Annotated in this window: 20 protein-coding genes and 2 riboswitches; of the genes, 10 read left to right on the top strand and 10 right to left on the bottom strand. The window is 57.3% G+C overall.

Translation table 11 applies throughout. From position 1 onward, the window contains the following. Positions 1-29 precede the first annotated feature (29 nt). On the bottom strand, positions 30-1,283 hold the full coding sequence (gene glyA, locus ACNSPV_RS09240; RefSeq protein WP_348583640.1) for a serine hydroxymethyltransferase: 1,254 nt from the start codon (positions 1,281-1,283) through the stop codon (positions 30-32). Between the two features lie 243 nt (positions 1,284-1,526). On the opposite strand from glyA, the gene ACNSPV_RS09235 reads away from it, so the two are divergent. From ACNSPV_RS09235 to ACNSPV_RS09225, 3 genes are all read left to right on the top strand, one after another. Beyond that, complete coding sequence (locus tag ACNSPV_RS09235; protein ID WP_348583641.1) at positions 1,527-2,099, top strand: 5-formyltetrahydrofolate cyclo-ligase; 573 nt, start codon at positions 1,527-1,529, stop codon at positions 2,097-2,099. Further along, the gene (locus ACNSPV_RS09230; protein ID WP_348583642.1) at positions 2,090-2,725 is read left to right on the top strand and encodes a cyclodeaminase/cyclohydrolase family protein; all 636 of its coding nucleotides are present in this window, start codon (positions 2,090-2,092) and stop codon (positions 2,723-2,725) included. The genes ACNSPV_RS09235 and ACNSPV_RS09230 overlap by 10 nt, the downstream gene beginning before the upstream one ends. 167 nt (positions 2,726-2,892) lie before the next feature. After that, positions 2,893-3,747 (top strand): bifunctional 5,10-methylenetetrahydrofolate dehydrogenase/5,10-methenyltetrahydrofolate cyclohydrolase, encoded by an 855-nt coding sequence (locus tag ACNSPV_RS09225; protein WP_348583643.1) that lies wholly within the window; start codon positions 2,893-2,895, stop codon positions 3,745-3,747. Between the two features lie 235 nt (positions 3,748-3,982). Here the strand turns inward: ACNSPV_RS09225 and ACNSPV_RS09220 are convergent, their stop codons facing one another. After that, positions 3,983-4,936 (bottom strand): phospho-N-acetylmuramoyl-pentapeptide-transferase, encoded by a 954-nt coding sequence (locus tag ACNSPV_RS09220; protein ID WP_339394737.1) that lies wholly within the window; start codon positions 4,934-4,936, stop codon positions 3,983-3,985. 313 nt (positions 4,937-5,249) lie between these two features. Here ACNSPV_RS09220 and ACNSPV_RS09215 point away from each other — a divergent pair, with 313 nt between their 5' ends. Beyond that, positions 5,250-6,668 (top strand): MATE family efflux transporter, encoded by a 1,419-nt coding sequence (locus tag ACNSPV_RS09215; protein ID WP_348583644.1) that lies wholly within the window; start codon positions 5,250-5,252, stop codon positions 6,666-6,668. A gap of 124 nt (positions 6,669-6,792) precedes the next feature. Here the strand turns inward: ACNSPV_RS09215 and ACNSPV_RS09210 are convergent, their stop codons facing one another. Further along, positions 6,793-7,392 (bottom strand): ECF transporter S component, encoded by a 600-nt coding sequence (locus ACNSPV_RS09210; protein WP_348583645.1) that lies wholly within the window; start codon positions 7,390-7,392, stop codon positions 6,793-6,795. A 225-nt stretch (positions 7,393-7,617) separates the two neighbouring features. Further along, positions 7,618-7,819, bottom strand: a riboswitch (FMN riboswitch). Positions 7,820-7,982: 163 nt separating this feature from the next. On the opposite strand from ACNSPV_RS09210, the gene ACNSPV_RS09205 reads away from it, so the two are divergent. After that, a complete protein-coding gene (locus ACNSPV_RS09205; RefSeq protein WP_348583646.1) occupies positions 7,983-9,068 on the top strand; it encodes a mechanosensitive ion channel family protein in 1,086 nt (361 codons plus the stop codon). 52 nt (positions 9,069-9,120) lie between these two features. Here the strand turns inward: ACNSPV_RS09205 and ACNSPV_RS09200 are convergent, their stop codons facing one another. Both ACNSPV_RS09200 and ACNSPV_RS09195 read right to left on the bottom strand, forming a co-directional pair. After that, positions 9,121-9,342: a hypothetical protein gene (locus tag ACNSPV_RS09200; RefSeq protein WP_348583647.1), complete on the bottom strand. Its 222-nt coding sequence runs from the start codon at positions 9,340-9,342 to the stop codon at positions 9,121-9,123. 270 nt (positions 9,343-9,612) lie between these two features. Then, positions 9,613-10,356 (bottom strand): ZIP family metal transporter, encoded by a 744-nt coding sequence (locus ACNSPV_RS09195; protein WP_348585192.1) that lies wholly within the window; start codon positions 10,354-10,356, stop codon positions 9,613-9,615. Between the two features lie 447 nt (positions 10,357-10,803). On the opposite strand from ACNSPV_RS09195, the gene ACNSPV_RS09190 reads away from it, so the two are divergent. Next, positions 10,804-11,106 carry a hypothetical protein gene (locus ACNSPV_RS09190; RefSeq protein ID WP_348583648.1) on the top strand — a complete coding sequence of 101 codons (303 nt, stop codon included), beginning with the start codon at positions 10,804-10,806 and terminating at the stop codon, positions 11,104-11,106. Positions 11,107-11,233: 127 nt separating this feature from the next. Here the strand turns inward: ACNSPV_RS09190 and ACNSPV_RS09185 are convergent, their stop codons facing one another. Together ACNSPV_RS09185 and ACNSPV_RS09180 are read right to left on the bottom strand one after the other, a co-directional pair. Then, positions 11,234-11,806 (bottom strand): chromate transporter, encoded by a 573-nt coding sequence (locus ACNSPV_RS09185; protein WP_348583649.1) that lies wholly within the window; start codon positions 11,804-11,806, stop codon positions 11,234-11,236. Then, positions 11,803-12,375 (bottom strand): chromate transporter, encoded by a 573-nt coding sequence (locus ACNSPV_RS09180; protein ID WP_348583650.1) that lies wholly within the window; start codon positions 12,373-12,375, stop codon positions 11,803-11,805. Before ACNSPV_RS09180 ends, ACNSPV_RS09185 begins: the two co-directional genes overlap by 4 nt. Positions 12,376-12,483: 108 nt before the next feature. On the opposite strand from ACNSPV_RS09180, the gene ACNSPV_RS09175 reads away from it, so the two are divergent. Both ACNSPV_RS09175 and ACNSPV_RS09170 read left to right on the top strand, forming a co-directional pair. Then, positions 12,484-13,284 (top strand): aspartate dehydrogenase domain-containing protein, encoded by an 801-nt coding sequence (locus ACNSPV_RS09175; protein ID WP_348583651.1) that lies wholly within the window; start codon positions 12,484-12,486, stop codon positions 13,282-13,284. Positions 13,285-13,299: 15 nt separating this feature from the next. Beyond that, the gene (locus ACNSPV_RS09170) at positions 13,300-14,196 is read left to right on the top strand and encodes a D-isomer specific 2-hydroxyacid dehydrogenase family protein (RefSeq protein WP_348583652.1); all 897 of its coding nucleotides are present in this window, start codon (positions 13,300-13,302) and stop codon (positions 14,194-14,196) included. A gap of 42 nt (positions 14,197-14,238) precedes the next feature. On the opposite strand, the gene ACNSPV_RS09165 is transcribed toward ACNSPV_RS09170, so the two are convergent. Then, a complete protein-coding gene (locus ACNSPV_RS09165) occupies positions 14,239-14,775 on the bottom strand; it encodes a TIGR00730 family Rossman fold protein (RefSeq protein ID WP_348583653.1) in 537 nt (178 codons plus the stop codon). 97 nt (positions 14,776-14,872) lie between these two features. Continuing rightward, positions 14,873-14,975, top strand: a riboswitch (TPP riboswitch). 62 nt (positions 14,976-15,037) lie between these two features. On the opposite strand from ACNSPV_RS09165, the gene thiD reads away from it, so the two are divergent. Together thiD and ACNSPV_RS09155 are read left to right on the top strand one after the other, a co-directional pair. After that, positions 15,038-15,838 carry a bifunctional hydroxymethylpyrimidine kinase/phosphomethylpyrimidine kinase gene (gene thiD / locus ACNSPV_RS09160; protein WP_348583654.1) on the top strand — a complete coding sequence of 267 codons (801 nt, stop codon included), beginning with the start codon at positions 15,038-15,040 and terminating at the stop codon, positions 15,836-15,838. Next, the gene (locus ACNSPV_RS09155; RefSeq protein ID WP_348583655.1) at positions 15,831-16,508 is read left to right on the top strand and encodes a TENA/THI-4 family protein; all 678 of its coding nucleotides are present in this window, start codon (positions 15,831-15,833) and stop codon (positions 16,506-16,508) included. The genes thiD and ACNSPV_RS09155 overlap by 8 nt, the downstream gene beginning before the upstream one ends. A gap of 418 nt (positions 16,509-16,926) precedes the next feature. Here the strand turns inward: ACNSPV_RS09155 and trpA are convergent, their stop codons facing one another. Both trpA and trpB read right to left on the bottom strand, forming a co-directional pair. Continuing rightward, on the bottom strand, positions 16,927-17,700 hold the full coding sequence (trpA, locus tag ACNSPV_RS09150) for a tryptophan synthase subunit alpha (protein ID WP_348583656.1): 774 nt from the start codon (positions 17,698-17,700) through the stop codon (positions 16,927-16,929). Beyond that, positions 17,693-18,883, bottom strand: a complete 1,191-nt coding sequence (gene trpB / locus ACNSPV_RS09145; RefSeq protein WP_348583657.1) for a tryptophan synthase subunit beta — start codon at positions 18,881-18,883, stop codon at positions 17,693-17,695. Before trpB ends, trpA begins: the two co-directional genes overlap by 8 nt. Positions 18,884-18,889: the final 6 nt, after the last annotated feature.

Below are 18,889 nucleotides of genomic sequence, written 5' to 3'. Positions count from 1 at the left end.
GGCGCTTCCTCTTTCAAACAGAGCGATATTTACTGATACAGCGGGAAGTCCCGGGTCAGCTTCAGCACACGGTCGCTGATCTCGTCCTTCTTTTCGTCATAATGCCAGATGCAGTCGGCAATGCAGTCCGCAATGACCTTCATTTCGGCCACGCCCATGCCGCGGGTGGTGACAGCCGGAGTGCCCAGACGCACGCCGGAAGTCACAAAGGGGCTGCGGGTCTCGCCGGGAACGGTGTTTTTGTTGGCGGTGATGTGCACACTGTCCAGACGTGCTTCCAGCTCCTTGCCGGTGCACTCCTCGTCGCGCAGGTCAATGAGCATCAGGTGGTTGTCGGTGCCGCCGGATACCAGCTTGACGCCGCGAGCCTGCAGCGCATCTGCCAGAGCCTTTGCATTTTCCACGATCTTGCGGGCATACTCCTTGAACTCAGGCTTCAGCGCCTCGCCAAAGCAGACAGCCTTTGCAGCGATGACATGCTCCAGCGGGCCGCCCTGCGTGCCAGGGAACACAGCGGAGTTGATGCGCTTTGCAAGGATCGGGTTGTTGGTCAGGATCAGGCCGCCGCGGGGGCCGCGCAGGGTCTTGTGGGTGGTGGTGGTCACAACATCTGCATAGGGCACGGGGCTCTGGTGATAGCCGCCTGCCACCAGACCGGCAATGTGGGCCATATCCACCATCAGATATGCACCATAGCCGTGGGCGATCTCAGCGATCTTTTCAAAGTCGATGGCACGCGGATAGGCGGATGCACCGGCCACGATCAGCTTGGGGCGGACCTTCCTGACCTGCTTTTCCAGCTCGGCGTAATCGATCACGCCGTCGGCGTTGACACCGTAAGAGACGAAGTTATAGTTCTTGCCGGACATGTTCACCGGAGAGCCGTGGGTCAGATGACCGCCCTGAGACAGATCCATGCCCATGACGGTATCGCCCAGATCCAGCAGAGCAAAATAAACTGCCAGATTGGCCTGTGCACCGGAGTGCGGCTGAACATTGGCATATTTTGCGCCGAACAGTTTGCAGGCACGCTCGATGGCAATGTTCTCCACCTCGTCCACATAGACGCAGCCGCCATAGTAGCGCTTGCCGGGCAGGCCCTCAGCGTACTTGTTGGTCAGGATGCTGCCCATTGCGGCCATGACGGCGGGAGAGACGATGTTCTCGCTGGCGATCAGTTCAATGTTCTGGCGCTGACGGTTCAGCTCGCGATCCATAGCTGCAGCCAGCTCCGGATCAACGGTATTGACCAGACCGATGGTGTCCATCATTTCATTGTACATAATATTCTACCCCTCTCAATTTCCGGGAGAAAGCCCCGGATCTCTTCAAGCCACCCTGCTCCGCGCACGAACCGAATTGCTTTCCCTTATCATAGCAGAAAGCTGCAGAATCTTCAACTTCCATTTTGACAAAAGGCTTGCTTTTTTCGTCTGAAGTGTTTATTATACTTGTATAAAAATGCAATGTTGTTTTTGTATATTTTTCAAGTCAGTCAACCTTCAGATGAAGCGAGGTGTTCTCCGGTGACGGTCAGCGAACAAAAGCAGGCACAGCGCCGGGCAGGCCGTACCGCACGCAGGGCGCTTTCTGCTCAGGCACGCGCCGCAGCAAATGCAGCCCTGTGTGCGAACCTCTGGCAGCTGGATGCCGTACAGAATGCGCAGACCATCCTGCTGTACGCGGCGTTTGGCTCTGAAGCCGACCTTTCTGCCTTTGCAGAAAAGGCGCAGGCGCAAGGCAAAACGCTGGCCTATCCGGTGTGCGGCGAGGCGTATTCCCTTACCGCCGCTGTGCCCGGCCCGGACGGCTGGGAGGTGGGACAGTACGGCATCCGCACCCCCATCCTGAGCCGGTCGGAGATCCTGCTGCCGGAAGCGCTGGATCTGGTCCTTGTGCCCTGCACGGCTTTTGATGCAGACTGCTTCCGGGTCGGCATGGGCAAGGGTTATTACGACCGCTTTCTTCCCCGCTGCACCCATGCGGGAAAGATTGGCATTGCATTTGAAGCGCAGCGGGTCGCCCATGCCGCCGTGGACAGGCACGACCAGCGGCTGGACGCCTATGTAACAGAGAGGGGTATTTACCAATGGAAATGATGAAGCAGAGCTGTGAGCAGTTTCTGGCAGAACTGGCCGGCAAAGCGCCCACGCCGGGCGGCGGCGGCACAGCGGCACTGGTGGGTGCCGCCGGTGTAGCACTGGGCAGCATGGTGGGCAGCCTGACCGTCGGCAAAAAGAAATATGCCGCTGTGGAAGCGGGCATTCAGGCCCTGAATGCCCGGGCTGACATCCTGCGCAAAGAGCTGGAAGCTCTGGTGCAGGCCGACGCGGAAGCCTTTGCGCCGCTGGCCGCAGCCTATGGCCTGCCGAAGGACACGCCGGAACAGGCCGCACACAAAGCCGCCGTGCTGGAAAGCGCACTGGACGCCGCCTGTGTGGTGCCGCTGCAGATCATGGAAAAATGCGCTGAGGGCATTGTGCTGGTGGAAGAATACGCCGCCAAGGGCAGCGTGCTGGCCGTCTCGGACGCAGGCTGTGCAGCCGCTCTGTGCAAGGCAGCCTTGCAAGCCGCAAGCCTGAATGTGTTCATCAACACAAAGCTGATGACAGACCGTGCGCACGCTGCAGAACTGGACGCAAAAGCGGATAAATTGCTGGGTGAATTTGTACCAAAAGCAGATGCCGTGTTTGCATCGGTGACGGAGAAATTACGGATGCGGTGACCTACGGTCGAAGGCAGGAAGCTTTCTCCGCGAACAGCCCGGGACTCCAGTCCCGCCCCAACGCTTACGCGCCGGGGCCCCACCCCCAGGACATTCGCTGGAGAGACTTCCTGCCCCCGACCTGAGAAGCTGCTTTTACTATCAATCATCGAGAGAGGAAAAGTATTATGGCAACGATTTTAAAAGGTGCGCCGGTTGTGGCCGCCATGAACGAGCGCAACGCCGCATTGTGCGAGCAGCTCAAAGCAAAAGGCGTCGTGCCCACGCTGGCCGTAGTTCGTGTGGGCGAACGGGAGGACGACCTCTCCTACGAGCGCGGCGTGATCGCCCGCTGCGGCAAGGTTGGCGTGGAGGTAAAGCAGTTTCTGCTGCCCGCTGATGCCTCTCAGGACGAGCTGCTGAAGGTGATCGCAGAGATCAACGCAGAGGATGCCATCCACGGCTGTCTGCTGTTCCGTCCTCTGCCCAAACAGTTTGACGACCGCACTGTGCGTGCGGCTCTGGCTCCGGAAAAGGACATTGACGGCATCACAGACGGATCGCTGGCCGGAGTATTCACCAATACCGACCTCGGCTACGCCCCCTGCACTGCGCAGGCCTGCCTTGAGATCCTGAAGTATTACAACATTCCGCTTTCCGGCAGGCGTGCTGTCGTAGTGGGACGCAGCCTTGTGGTGGGCAAGCCCGCCGCCATGATGCTGGATCGCGAGAACGCCACTGTGACCATCTGCAATTCCCGCACCCGGGATCTTCCCGCCCTGTGCAGAGAAGCCGATGTGGTCGTGGTCGCCATGGGCAAAATGGGTGCCGTGGGTGCCGACTGCCTGCGGGAGGGCCAGACCGTGGTGGATGTGGGCATCCATGTGAACGAAGAGGGCAAGCTGTGCGGTGACGTGAAGTTTGCCGAAGCTGAACCCATCGTGGATGCCATTACCCCTGTGCCCGGCGGCGTTGGCACCGTGACCACCTCGGTGCTGGTAGGCCACGTGGTGCAGGCCGCAGCCAAAAAGGCCGGAGTGTAAGCGGAAGAATAATTTATAACATTGCAAGCAAGCCAGACCCGACAAGTTCTGTGGGTCTGGCTTGTTTGCTTTTTTTGCGAAAGAGTTTGTTGCAGGCGGCGGCATCTGCCGCGTCGGCTCTCCTCCTGTAAAAAAGAGGTTCAGAGAAATCCGCAGATTTTTCTGAACCTCAAAATAACAAATAATTTTCCGCTGAATATAGCCAAAGCGAACGCGGCGGCTATTTTCAATCAGCTTATCCGCGGACAAGGAACAGCAGCAGGGCCGACGCCACGCACTGCAGGATCAGCCAGCGGGCCACCACCTGTTCGTCGCTCCAGCCTTTGTTCTTGCGCACATGGTCGTGCAGCGGGGTGCGGGTGTTCTTGAGGATCGAAATATGCAGGAAGCGCTTCAGACTGATCTTGATAATGCCCAGGCTTCCATCCACGATGAACACGATGGCAGCCAGCAGGAAGGCAAAGGGGTGGCCGCACTTGAGCGACAGCATTGCGATGAAAAAGCCCATGGCGCGGCTTCCGGCGTCGCCCATCAGCAGGCTGGAAGGCTTTGCGTTGGACCACAGATAGGCCAGCAGTGCACCCATGAACACAACGCCTGCGGTGCCGTACTCGGCCAGCTCTGTTTTATAGGCCAGCAGGTAGGTGCCGATGGTCACGACTGCCACGCTAGCAGACAGACCGTCCACGCCGTCGGTGCAGTTGACCACATTGATGCTGGCCCAGATCAGAATGACGATGAGCAGCAGGTACACTGCATACGGCAGGGTGAAGCTCCACTGCAAAAAGTGCACGCCGCAGCCGTTGAAGTTCAGGTAAGTGGCACCGGCTACAATGGCGATCACAAAATCGATCAGGCCTTTTTTGTACTCATTCCACGCGGTCTCTGCCGCATCGTCAAAGTAACCGGACAGCATGGACGCAATGAGCAGCACGGTGTAGATGACATACTCCACCTTGAAGGGCAGGAAGGCCATCGACACCAGCGCGATGCACAGCACGAAGATCAGTCCGGAACCGCGGGCCTTGCCCTTGGAAAGTGCACCATTCACCGCAAACTCGCGGCCATGGTCATGGGGGAGCCTGTCATGAAAAACGGAATCCATCAGAGCCGTGAGAGCAAATGCCAGCAGAAATGCCAGAGCATCCACGCCGCGCTGTCCCACGACCGAAAGCAGCAGTTCGATCATATTCAAAGTTCCTCTTTCTTTTATTCTTACTGTGAAAGAAGTGTATCACGCTCCCCGTAAAAAATCAATCACTCACAGCGAAAAATGTGTCTTCGATTGACTTTTGTCGTGCCTGCATCTATAATAGTATATTAGTTTGTCAAATTCTGCTGTTTGGGCTGCTGCTTGCTTTCCGGACTTCTATTCGTGAAAAAGCGTTTGGAGCGGGCCACAGCCCGCGGCAAACGCAAACTATAAAAAATTATTTTCCGCTGAATATGGCAAAGCGTATGCGGTGCCATTTTTTAATGTGTAATCAGGATAAGGAGAACCAATGACCATTTCCCTTGAGCAGCTCTCGGCGCAGATGCGCCGGGGCGAACAGGTACCGCTGCGGCACACCATGCAGGTGGTGCTGACTCTGAGCATTCCGTCCATCCTGCAGCAGATCGTGGTAACAGCAGTGGAATACATCGACGCAGCCATGGTAGGCCACATCGGTGCATCGGCTACAGCCTCCATCGGCATCGTCAGCTCCAGCACTTGGCTCATGCATGGAATGCTGGCCGGTCTGTACATGTCCTTTGCCATTCAGGTGGCGCAGTATCTGGGGGCCGACCGGCAGGCAGACGCCCGCGGTGTGCTGCGTCAGTCTATGATCTTCAACCTTGCAGTGGGCCTTGCGGCAGCCGCCTTTGGCATCGGCATCAGCCGGTTTCTGCCCGGATGGCTGGGGGCAGACCCGTCCCTGCGGGCGGATGCATCGGCTTATTTTGCCATCTGGTCCGCTTCCCTGCCCTTTTTGATGGTCATGGGCACCTATTCCTCCATGCTGCGTTCCTGCGGCGACGCCCTGACGCCGGGCCTGATCAGCGTATTGACCTGCGTGCTGGATGTGATCTTCAACTTCTTCCTCATCAACCCCACCCGGCAGATGACGGTGCTGGGCCGCACCATGACCGTGTGGGGCCTCGGCTGGGGCGTGCCGGGCGCGGCGCTGGGCACCGCCTTTGCCACTGCCATCAGCGGCACGCTGACGCTGGCACTGCTGCTGCTCCGCGATGGCCCGCTGTGCATCCGCAAGCCCGGCTCCTGGCAGATCACCAGAGCCTGCCTGCAGAACCTCTGGAAGGTGGGCACGCCGCTGGCCGCCGAACGCGCGGCCCTTTCCTCCGCACAGGTGCTGCTCATCCGCATCGTGTCCGGCCTTGGCACCACTGCCATTGCGGCCAACAGTCTGGGGGTGAGCGCCGAAAGCCTGTGCTATATGGCAGGCTACGGCATTCAGGATGCCGCCCTTGCACTGGTCGGTCAGGCTGTAGGCGCAAACCGCCGGGATATGTCCAGACGTTTTGCATGGCTGTGCACCTGCATGGGCATAGGCATCATGGCTCTGACCGGTGCAGGCATGTATCTGTTTGCGCCCAATCTGATGGGCATCTTCACCGCAGACACCGCAGTCATTGCACTGGGTGCGCAAGTGCTGCGGATCGAAGCTCTGGCTGAGCCCATGTTCGGAGCCAGCATCGTTGCCAGCGGTGCCATGCAGGGCGCCGGCGACAGTGCCGGCTGCTTTGTGCTGAACCTCGTCAGCATGTGGGGCATCCGGCTCACCCTTGCCACCCTGCTGGCCCCGCACTTTGGGCTGGTGGGCGTGTGGTTTGCCATGAGCTTTGAGCTGACCATGCGCGGCGTGCTGTTCCTTGTGCGGCTGGCGCGTGGCAGATGGCTGGACAAGGGCGCACTGGCCTGATCGACCGCTGGCGGATCTATTTTCCTGTAAATAACAGCTCCCCGGCCGGGAACCGCACTGCGGGACCTGACCGGGGAGTTTTGCTGTGGTTATTTGATTTGAGAAGAAAAAAGTGGAGAACAAGTTACTTTCTGCCGTGCAGGATGGGAGACAGCGGCTTGTAGATCAGCAGGCACAGTGCTGCGTCCAGCAGGCCCTTGACCAGCGTAAAGGGCATGTTAAAGACGACCAGACACTTGATGAGGCTGTCTGCGGAGGGCAGGATCGCCTGATACATGCCAAGGATCGCCTCCAGCGGCATGTGGTAGAAGGTGACATAGGCCGGATAGGTAATAAAGTAGTTGGACGGTACGCTGAACACAGCCATGGCTGCAGCGCCTGCAATAGCACCAATGATGGCGGTCTTGCGGCTCTTGTGGTGCTTATAGACAACGCCTGCCACAGCGGAGAAAACCGCACCCAGCATAAAGTTGCACAGCTCACCCACACACGCGGTGGAGGTGCCCTTGATGACGATGTGCAGCAGGTTCTTCATAAAGCTGATGACCACACCGTACACCGGGCCAAGTGCGAATGCGCCCAGCAGAGCGGGCAAATCGGAGAAGTCCATCTTGACGAAGGACGGGATGAGCATCGGGATGGGAAACTCAATGAACATCAGGATAAAGGCCACTGCGCTGAGCATGGCGGCAACGGTAAGATTGTGGGTCGTGTTCTTTTTCATGGTTATGATTCCTTCCCGGGCAAAAGGCCCTGTAAAAATGTTCCGAAAGCTCTTTTCGTATCGCAGAAGCTGTTCCCATAAGCATTGCACACCGCCTGAGCGTCTTTGTCATTCGGTACGCCCTGCTCATGAAAGCAGTTTCTTATTTTGGAACGGGAAGGACAAACAGAAAAGCGCCCTGCTGCAACAAAAACACTGCAACAGGGCGCGTAGACAACAATTTGCCTGCCGTTTCTTACATCCGGACTATACCGTTGGTCCCGGAATCGCACCGGGTCAGCACCCACAAAAGGTGGTCGCGGACTTGGAGAGATCTCTCATTGTCATTGCACGCCGTTTGAACTTTTTTGTTCCTTTGGCACGCTCCGGCAACGAAAGCAGCTTCCTTACCGCCAGTGGGGAATCACACCCCGCCCTGAAACGAACTTTCTGGCACAGAGTATAGCGTGCCGGCCCCGGCTTGTCAAGAGGGAACTTTTTGATTTGTATATTTTTTATCAAAGTATTCCTTTTTTTGTTTTCCTCTCAGCCTTGCTCCGGCGGGTGTGATATGATATCATGGATGCGCTGTAAAAATTCAGGAGGTTAAAATGATTTTCTCGATCCGTGATCTCTCGTTTGAGCTTGGCTCGCTGCTTCTGGAAGGCTGGCTGGCGCTGGCTGCGCGTGCGGTGTGCGCCCTGCTCATCCTGCTGGCCGCATGGCTCGTGCGCCGCTGGCTGAACAAAAAGGGCATTCCGGCGCTGCTTGCCCGCAGCTGGTATTTTACCGGCACGCCCATCCTGCTGCGCAGTTTTTCCACCCCCATCCTGCGCATGTGCAGCGTCATTGGTGTGTATCTGGCCGCCGCTTCCCTGCCATGGGCCATTTCCGGCATTCCAAAGCTGCTGCTGCTCTGTTTCCGTCTCGCCATGACCTTTCTGGTCTGCGAAGGGCTGTATGCCGCATCCGATCTGGCCGACCTGCTGCTGGCTTCCTGCAGCCCGGAGATCCGCTCCAACAAAACGCTGCGCTCTCTGCTGGATACCACCTACAAGGTGCTGGTCATCGTGCTGTGCGTGGCTGCGCTGGCGCAGGAGGTGGGTTTTCCCATCGGCAGCATCGTAGCCGGTGCCGGACTTGTCGGCCTGACCATTTCGCTGGCTGCACAGGAAAGCGCCAGCAACCTGTTTTCCGGCATCGTCATCCTGCTGGATAAGCCCTTCTCGGTGGGCGACTGGATCACCGTGGGCAGTGTGGAGGGCGAAGTGATCGACATCAATTTCCGCTCCACCCGCATCCGCTCTCTGGATAAGACCATCAATGTCGTCACCAATAGCCAGATCTGCGCCTCCACGGTAAAGAACGCGGCCCTGCGCACCATGCGTCCCTATAAGTTCAACCTTGGCGTCACCTACAATACTACCCGTCCCAAGCTGGAAAAGCTGATGAAAGACCTGCAGGCCATGCTGGATGCCAGCCCGTATACCAACAAGGGCACCAACATCGTGCAGCTGGCAAACTTTGGGGATTCCAGCATCAACATTCTGGTCTCCGCCTATCTGGTGACCAATGTCTACGCCGAGTTCCTGCAGATGCAGAACGACCTGAACCTGAATATCATGGATATCATGCAGGCTGACGGTGTGGATTTTGCCTTTCCCTCCACCAGCGTGTACATCGAAAAAAATTCCTGACACCAGAAAAAAATGCCGCTCCAGCCAAACCGGAGCGGCATTTTTCTTTTGTTTATTCGTTTGCAGCCTTATTCAGCTGCACCTCGGCAGCTTCTTGCGCCTCTTCTTCCTTCTGATAGATTTCAAATGCCGACCACATGGGTACAATGTCCCTGCCGCAGAGCCGGCGCTCAATACAGGACCGCCAGCACCCGGCCCAGAGCCCTGCAGCCCTTCTTGGCCCCCAGACCACTCCATTGACCGCGCTGTTGATGCCTGTGATGGTATCCAGCATCCTGATTTCCCCCTCTTGTTAAAAAATGCGGGCAGGAACCTTTCAAGGCTCTGCCCGCATGTCAGGATGCTTATTCCACACTCTGGTGCGCACCTCAGCAGGCAGTCACACCATTGTGTCTGTTCGTTCTTGCCCCGTACCCTCTTGCGGGTACGGGGCATACAGGGTATCATAAAATTTCCGCATACGCAAGATTTTCAGATAAAATGCAGGAATTTTCAGTTTGGCCTTGTCTATGCTGAATTTTGTTATCGTATGACTTTTCATCGGTTATAATGCCACATCAAGCGCCATCATCAGCGCAAACCCCAGCACGATGCTCACCACACCGGCAGGCTCATCCTCTTCCACCGCCTGCGGGATCATCTCCTGCGCGGTCACGCACACCATGCAGCCTGCCGCCGCACTGAGCAGCCATGGTAGCGCAGCTCCGACCTGCTCCGCAAGGGCGAAGGCCAGCAATGCGCCCAGCGGCTCCACCAGCCCGGACGCAGCGCCTGCCAGAAACGCCCGGAGCCGTGCACAGGAGCCATGGGCCAGCGGCAGACTGACCGCCGCACCTTCCGGGATATTCTGCAGGCCGATGCCAAGGCTCAGTGCCAGTGCCCCGCTGATGGCATCCGGCTCCCCGGTCGACGCCATGGCAGCGGCAAGCCCCGCCACCATGCCCTCGGGCAGATTGTGTAAGGTCACAGCCAGGATCATGCGGCCGCTGTGCCCTGCCCCGCCTGCCAGCAGCTGTCCGGCAAACTGCTCCACCTGCAAAAGGCCTACTGCGCCCAGTACGAGCCCTATCGCCGATGGGATCCACGCAGGCAGTGCCAGACCGCGTCCCCGCTCAATGGCGGGCAGCAAAAGGCTCCACACGCTGGCCGCCAGCATGATGCCTGCCGCCATGCCGCACAAAATGCGCTGTGTGCAGGGCCGGGCCTGCCGCCGCAGCAAAAACACACCCGCCGCGCCCAATGTAGTGCACGCCGCCGGAAACAGCAGCACCCATGCAGTCAAGATCATCCGGTTCAAAACAGCATTCCCCCTTTGCCCGTTGTATGTGCGCAAAGGTAAAAAGGTGCAGAGCTGTCCGGAACGCCCTGAAAAAGCTTTCCCATGCGATGCGTCAGCCGCATCCTCACCCGAGATCCTCTCAGCTTTATTTCTGTCCGGAGCAAAGCCTTATTCCGCAGGTTTTATCTGAACAAATGATACGACCCTTCCGCCCTCATAAAAAACTTTTCCAGCTCATCTGCCGTTCCTTTGCCTCCAGGTTCAATTTTGCCAAAAAGCCTTTGGCTTTTGTCAACAAATTATAACAAAAGCGTAGATTTTCTTGAAGATATCACTTCTTTGCCCAAAAAACTCTTGATTTTTCAAATAAAAAGACTAGAATATCTTCTTGCAGCAAGGCTCCTCCTGTGGGGCAGCTGCAAGAATACTTTTGCATGAAGCAAGGAGATTTTAGATATGAAACTCAAGAATGTTTGTGTTGCTGTTGTCGCTCTGGCTCTGGCTGTTGGCATGACTGCCTGCGGCGGTTCTGCTTCCTCCACTGCTGCATCCTCTTCCGAGGCTGCTTCTACCAGCACTTCTGTTGCTGCTGAGGCCGAGGAGGACGCTTCTTCTGCTGTTGCAGAGGAGAACGCTTCTTCTGCTGTTGCAGAGGAGAACGGTTCTTCTTCTGAGGCTGCATCCAGCGAGGCTGCTTCTTCTGAGGCCGCTTCTTCTGAGGCTGCTTCCAGCGAAGCTGCTTCTTCTGTTGCAGCTTGATCGCACAGCGCCTAAATTCCAATAAAAGCTGAAGCCGGGCACAGGGAGCCATGAGTTTTCCTGTGCCCGGCTTTTTACAACAAAACGCACCGGATCGTTCAACGAGAACCACCCGGCGCGTTATTTTTTATGCTCCCCAGAACAGGATGCCCAGCGCTGCGGAGAGCAGGATCATCCCAATGGGCGATGGTGCTTTGCCCTTTTTCCGGCGGCAAAGGGCATGCAGCCCCCACAGCAGCAGGAACACCACAATGGAACGAAGATCCGGTGCAATGCCTGCCTTGTCTGCTGCAAACCCGGCCAGCGTAGAAAGCGCCATGTTGACAGCAGTTGCCAGGATCATCGCCACCACACAGGGACGAACGCCGCCAAGAACTGCGTTGACTCCCGCATACTTCATCAGGTTCTGCAGCACCGATGCAACGAGCAGGATAATGACAAAGGACGGCAGCACCACACCCAGCGTCGCACACAGCGCGCCCCAGAAGCCGCCCTGTGAAGCACCGATGAAGGTAGCCATATTGATGGCCAGCGGGCCGGGTGTGGATTCCGACACGGCAATGAAGCTGAGGAATTCGCCTTCCGTCAGCCAGCCGTGTCCTAAGACCGTTTCCCGCACCAGCGAGATCATCCCGTAGCCGCCGCCGAAGGACAGCGCACCGATCATGAGGAAATTCCAGAAGAGTTCTACATAGATCACGGCTTCTTCTCCCCCTTCCGCAGCTGCTGTACTGCATACACCAGCAGCCCGGCCGCACCGCTGAACAGGATGTAAAAAATGGAAGAGAAGGACACTGCTGCAATGGAACAGCCCACCATCGCTGCCGCAACCGTGGTCAGGATGACAATATTGAAGACGCTGTGTTCCAGCTGCTTCAGCATTTTTAGGCCCGCCGAGAGGATCAGATAGATCACACACACCTGAATGCCGTGGAACGCACTTGCCACCACCGACAGGCGGAGGAACTGGTCAAAGAACAGCGAGATCAGATAAATGACCGCGAAGGACGGGAGACACACCGCCACCGTGGACGCCGCCGCGCCTGCCGCACCCTCGATCTTGTAACCGATATAGGTGGCACTGTTCACCGCCACCGGGCCGGGCGTAGACTCCGCAATTGCCACCATGTCCAGAAATTCTTCTTTTGTCAACCACTTTTTCTCTTCCACAAATTCATTCTGCAGCAGGGCTACCATGGCGTAGCCGCCGCCAAACGTGAACGCGCCGATCTTGAAAAACGTCCAGAAAAGCTCCTTTGTTTTCGACATAGCTTTCTCCCTTCTTGCACCTTATTATATCATTTTTTGTTTTGATATGATATACTTTAATGGAATATGCTGTTTTCTTTGGAAAAAGCAGAAAAAGGAGTTTAGGATATGAAAACAAAATTTGGCATTGTAGGCTGCGGATTTCTGGGCAACATTGTGGCCGATGCATGGAAGAACGGTCTGCTGCCGGACTATGAGCTGGTGGGCGTGACCAGCCGCACCCGTGCTTCGGCAGAAAAGACTGCCGAAACGGTGGGCTGTGCCGTGTGTGACGATGTGGACGCCCTGCTGGCGCTGGAGCCGGAGTACATCGTGGAGACCGCTTCGGTGGAGGCTGTGCGCGCCATGGCTGTGCCTGTGCTGAAAAAGGGCGTGAATCTGGTCATCATTTCCATTGGCGCGTTTGCAGACCTTGCCTTTTATGAGCAGGTCAAGGCCGCTGCCGCAGAGGGTGATGCCAAGGTGCATCTTGCAAGCGGTGCCATCGGCGGCTTTGATGTACTGCAGACCGTCACCCTGATGGCTCAGGCCCAGCAGCTGGCCGAGACCGCAGGCATCGAGACCCACACCGGCGCAAGAGGCTTCCGCAACACGCCCGTATGGGAGGAGCACCTGCTCACCGATACGGAAAAGACCACCGTGTTCACAGGCAATGCCAAGCAGGCCATTGCCACCTTCCCGCGCCGGGTCAACGTAGCCGTGGCCACCTCTCTGGCCACCACCGGCCCGGAGATCACCAGCGTGACCATGCATTCCGTCCCCGGCTGGGTGGGTGACGATCACCGCATCACTGCCGAGATCGAGGGTGTGAAGGCTGTGGTGGACATCTGCTCTTCCACCAGCGCCATTGCTGGCTGGAGTGTGGTTTCCCTGCTGCGCAATCTCGCTTCCCCTGTGTGCTTCTATTAAAAGGAGGATCTGCACATGTTCCATAAACTGGTAGCCATTGAGCCGGTCAGCCTGATCCCCTCTGCCGAGCAGGAACTGCATCAGTATGCAGAAGAGGTGACCCTGTACCGCGATATCCCGGCGGACGATGACGAGATCGTGCGGCGTGTCGGGGATGCCGATGCCGTGCTTCTGAGCTATACCTCCCGCATGGGCAAAAGCGTGATCGAGCGCTGCCCGAATATCCGTTACATCGGCATGTGCTGCAGTCTGTATTCGGAAGAGAGCGCCAACGTAGATATCGCCTATGCCCGCACCCGCGGCATCAAAGTGCTGGGCATCCGGGACTACGGCGACCGCGGCGTTGTGGAGTACGTTCTGCACGAGCTCATCGGCATCCTGCACGGTTTTGGAATGCCCATGCTGCGGGACGAGCCGGTGGAGATCACCGGGCTGAAGGTCGGCATCGTCGGGCTGGGTGTGTCCGGCAAAATGATTGCCGATGCTCTGCAGTTCATGGGTGCCGACATTGCCTATTACAGCCGCACCCGCAAGCCCGATGCCGAAGCCTCCGGCATGGCCTACAAGCCGCTGGCACAGCTGCTGACCGAGAGCGAGGTGGTGTTCACCTGCCTGAACAAAAATGTCCTGCTGCTGGGCAAGGACGAATTTGCGCAGCTGGGCGAGGGAAAGGTGCTGTTCAACACCTCCATCGGCCCGGGCTTTGACTCGGCCGCACTGGAAGATTGGCTCACTCTGCCAGGCACCCATTTCTTCTGCGATACCCGCGCCGCTGCAGGCCCGGTGAGCGAGGGCTTTTTTGAACGCGAGAACGTACACTGCGCCAATGTTTCCGCCGGGCGCACCAAGCAGGCCTTTGTGCTGCTGAGCCAGAAGGTCCTTGCGAATCTCCGCACTGCTCTGGGAGAATGATATAAAAAGGGAACGCTTCCCGGCCGTGAGAAGCGTTCCCTTTTAGGCTTTATTCAAAATTGTTGCGATCTCTTCCAGATTCGCTGCAAATCGGATGCCCTGCTGGCGCTGCGGCGTGGAAAGGCCCTTCTCGATCATTTTGTCCAGCAGTGCTTTCAGGCTGTCGTAGTAGCCGTTCAGATCATAAAGGATGCAGGGCGCATCCAGCTGACCCAGCGAGACCCGGGACATCACTTCTGCAATTTCTTCCAGCGTGCCTGTGCCGCCGGGAAATGCGATAAAGGCATCCCCCAGCTCGATCATCTTCGTCTTGCGCTCAGCCATATCTCTGGTAACGATCAATTCGGTCAGGCCGTCATGCTGCAGCTCCTGCTGAATAAAAAACTGCGGCTCCACACCGGTCACGGTGCCGCCCGCATCCAGTGCGCTCTGCGCCAGCAGGCCCATCAGACCGCTGCGGGAGCCACCGTATACAAGGTGATGCCCGTTTGCGCCGATCCAGCTGCCCAGCTCCCGGACAGCCGCTGCCAATGCCGGATCGCTGCCTTCATTTGCCCCAAGATAGACTGTAATGTTCATGGTGTTTCCCCTTTTTGTTTTTTCTCATTTTACCACGTTCGCTACGCTTTGCAAGGCCCGGCACTACTTGCAAATAAAGCTGCACTGTGGTATGCTTGTGCACAGAAAAGGGAGCTTGCAAAAGCAGGCTGAGAGTGGGCTGTCTGCCCAGACCTGTGACCTGATTTGGATAATGCCAACGTAGGGAGATACCACTGCTTCAGCATGCGGAAGTGTCTCCCTGTGGGCATTTCCGCATTTTGATGCAAAGGAAGTTATTGCTATGAAAACCGCATTGACCATTGCCGGCAGCGATTCCAGCGGCGGCGCCGGCATTCAGGCCGATATCAAGACCATGACCGCCAACGGCGTGTATGCCATGAGCGCCATCACCGCCCTGACCGCCCAGAACACCACCGGTGTTATCGGCATTTTTGAAGCCACCCCGGAATTTCTGGCGCAGGAGATCGACTCCATTTTCACCGACATCTACCCGGACGCCGTCAAGATCGGCATGGTGTCCTCGGCTGAGCTGATCGGGGTAATTGCCGAAAAGCTGCGCAGCTATGATGCAAAGCACATCGTGGTGGATCCCGTGATGGTAGCCACTTCCGGTTCCAAGCTGCTGCGGGATGACGCCGTGCAGGCACTGACCGAAAAGCTGCTGCCCATGGCAGAGGTCGTCACCCCCAATATCCCGGAGGCCGAGATCCTCTCCGGCATGAAGATCACCGACGCGGCAGGCATGGAAGCTGCCGCACAGCGCATCAGTGAAAAATATCACTGCGCCGTGCTGTGCAAGGGCGGCCACCAGATCAATGACGCCGACGACCTGCTGTGGCGGAACGGCTGCGGCAAGTGGTTCCGGGGCAGACGCATTGACAACCCCAATACGCACGGCACCGGCTGCACCCTTTCCAGCGCCATTGCATCCAATCTGGCAAAGGGCTATGATCTGGATGCTTCTGTGGAGCGGGCAAAAGCCTATATTTCCGGCTGTCTTTCTGCCATGCTGGATCTGGGCCATGGCTCCGGCCCCATGAACCACATGTTTGCACTGAAGGGAGAATTTGTTGGTGAGTGAGCAGTCTTTTGTGCAGCAGCTGGTACAGGAAAGTCTGCCCGTGTGGGAGCAGTGCCTGCATTCGGAATTTCTGGAAAGACTTGCGGACGGCACGCTGGACGAAGCTTGCTTTAAGGGCTACATTGTAGAGGACAGCCTTTACCTGCGGGAATATGCCAAGGTGTTCGCATGGGGCATGACCAAGGCGGCAGATATGCAGACCATCCGCACCTACTATTCCCTGCTGTCCTTCGTAAACGAGAGTGAGGACGCCGAACGCCTGCGCTGCCTGAGGCAGTTCGGGCTGACCGATAAGGGCATCCAGAGCCTGCCGCTGCGGCCGGAGAACCGCGCCTATGTGGACTACATGATCGACACCGCCAGAAAAAGCGAGGGCGCAGCCGAGTGCATGATGGCCTGCCTGCCCTGCATGCTGAGCTACAGCTGGATCTTCCAGAAGCTGCTGAAAGAGCATCCCGCTGTGCAGGATGCCCCCTATGGTGCGCTGGTGGCAGACTATGCAGGCAGGGACTACGAGGAAGCCTGCCGCGACTGGGCTGCATTTGCAGAAAAGACCTGTGAGGGCCTGAGCCCGGAGCGTCTTGCCCGCTGCCGCGAGATCTTCCATGCCTGCTCTGTGTATGAGCTGGATTTCTGGGCCATGGCGGCTTTGCCCCGCAGCGACCTGTAATGATTCTGAGCATAAAAATGCACCCGGCGTGTGGGCAGGACCACAGCAGCCGGGTGCATTTTCTTTTGCGCAGTCAGGCAGACATTAAAAGTCCGACTTCTCGTGATTTTTTGCAAAAGTTGTCCGTGGTGCAAACCACTGCGGGCTTTTTGTTTTTCTGGGAAAGTGTTAAGAAATTAGAGGAGGCATTTCTTATGAAAGCATGCTCTCCGCTTCGCTCTGAGCATAAGCAGAGGAATTTATAATTTTATTTGTGGTCTGGAAACAACCGCAGTTGTTTCCAGACCACTTTTTTCACGAGAAAGGCCGTTCCGTTCAATGCATTTTGAGCTCCAAAATTTACAGCAAAAAGCGAAGAGGAAATGACCCTCAGTCATTTCCTCTTCGCAAACGGTAAAGTTATATTCTATGAATATTCTTACCCTCTTACGGCATCCTTCATGCGCTTGACATAGGCACCGATCTGCTCCGGGGCATCCTTGCCGTACTGATCCAGCAGCTTGATGACGGCGGAACCCACGATCGCACCATCGGCGATGCCCGCCATCTTTGCCGCCTGCTCCGGTGTGGAGATGCCAAAGCCGATGGCACAGGGCACTGCGGTGTTTTCCCGCACCACCTTCACGATGGACGCAAGGTCGGTCCGGATCTCGCTGCGGGTACCGGTGACACCCAGACTGGACACGATATACAAAAATCCCTCGGCTTCTTTGGCGATCATGGCAATGCGGTTTTCAGAGGTAGGAGCGATCATCGAGATCAGGTCCACACCGTACTTATGGCAGATGGGCGCAAACTCCTCTTTTTCCTCATAGGGCAGGTCGGGCAGGATCAGCCCGTCGATGCCGATCTCCGCGCAGGTAGAGATGAACCGCTCTGCGCCGTAGGAGAACACGACATTTGCATAGGTCATGAACACCATGGGGATCGAAACATCTTTCCGCACCTCGCGGACAAAGTCAAAGACCTTATCCGTGGTGGTCCCCGCTTTCAGGGCGCGGATGTTGGCCCCCTGAATGACCGGGCCCTCGGCGGTGGGGTCCGAGAACGGGATGCCCAGCTCGATGAGGTCGGCGCCGTTTGCCGCCATGGCGCGGACGGCGGCGGCAGTGGTTTCCAGATCCGGGTCGCCGCAGGTGGTGAACGGAATGAACGCCTTGCCGTTGGCAAAGGCCTTTGCAATGTTACTCATGAAGATCCTCCCCTCTGTAGCGGGCAATGGCGGCGCAGTCCTTATCGCCGCGGCCAGAAATGGTGATGACGATGATCTGTTCCTTGTCCATAGTGGGTGCCAGCCGGATGGCATGGGCCACGGCGTGGGCCGATTCAATGGCCGGGATGATGCCCTCGGTGCGTGCCAGATACTCAAATGCGTTCACGGCTTCGTCGTCCGTAATTGCCACATACTCGGCGCGGCCGATATCATGCAGCCATGCGTGCTCCGGGCCGATGCCGGGATAATCCAGACCGGCAGAAATGGAGTAGACCGGCGCGATCTGACCGTATTCATCCTGACAGAAATAGGACTTCATGCCGTGGAAAATGCCCAGACGGCCCGTATTGATGGTAGCGGCAGTCTCGAAGGTGTCGATGCCGCGGCCTGCGGCCTCACAGCCGATGAGGCGCACATCTTTATCATTGATGAAATTATAGAAGCTGCCAATGGCATTGGAGCCGCCGCCCACGCAGGCAATGACGGCATCCGGCAGGCGGCCTTCCTTTTCCAGTATCTGCTCCTTGATCTCCTTGGAAATAACCGCCTGAAAATCACGCACGATGGTGGGGAACGGATGCGGGCCCATCACCGAGCCAAGGCAGTAATGGGTGTCGCTGATGCGGCCGGTCCACTCGCGCATGGCTTCGGACACGGCATCCTTCAGCGTGCCGGTGCCGCTGGTGACGGGAATGACCTCTGCGCCCAAAAGACGCATCCGGTAGACGTTCAGGGCCTGACGTTTGGTGTCCTCCTCGCCCATGAACACCACGCACTCCATGCCCATCAGGGCAGCGGCAGTGGCGGTGGCAACGCCATGCTGACCGGCACCGGTCTCGGCGATGAGGCGGGTCTTGCCCATCTTTTTGGCCAGCAGCGCCTGCCCGAGAACATTGTTGATCTTGTGCGCACCGGTGTGATTCAGGTCCTCACGCTTGAGGTAGATCTTTGCACCGCCGAGGTCCTCGGTCATCTTTTTTGCATAGTACAGGCGGCTGGGGCGGCCTGCGTACTCGTTGAGCAGTTCGGTGAGCTCCCGATTGAATTCCGGGTCATCTTTGTAATGGTTGTAGGCCTCTTCCAGTTCAATGACGGCATTCATCAGCGTTTCGGGGATATATTGTCCGCCGTGGATGCCAAAGCGTCCGTTGGGGTTTGTCATGGTCGT

The sequence above is a fragment of the Faecalibacterium sp. 3 genome (assembly GCF_048323735.1).
GTDB classification, from domain to species: Bacteria; Bacillota; Clostridia; order Oscillospirales; family Ruminococcaceae; genus Faecalibacterium; species Faecalibacterium wellingii.
The sequence above is the reverse complement of the archived record's forward strand: the minus strand, read 5'-3'. Positions and strand labels throughout refer to the sequence as shown.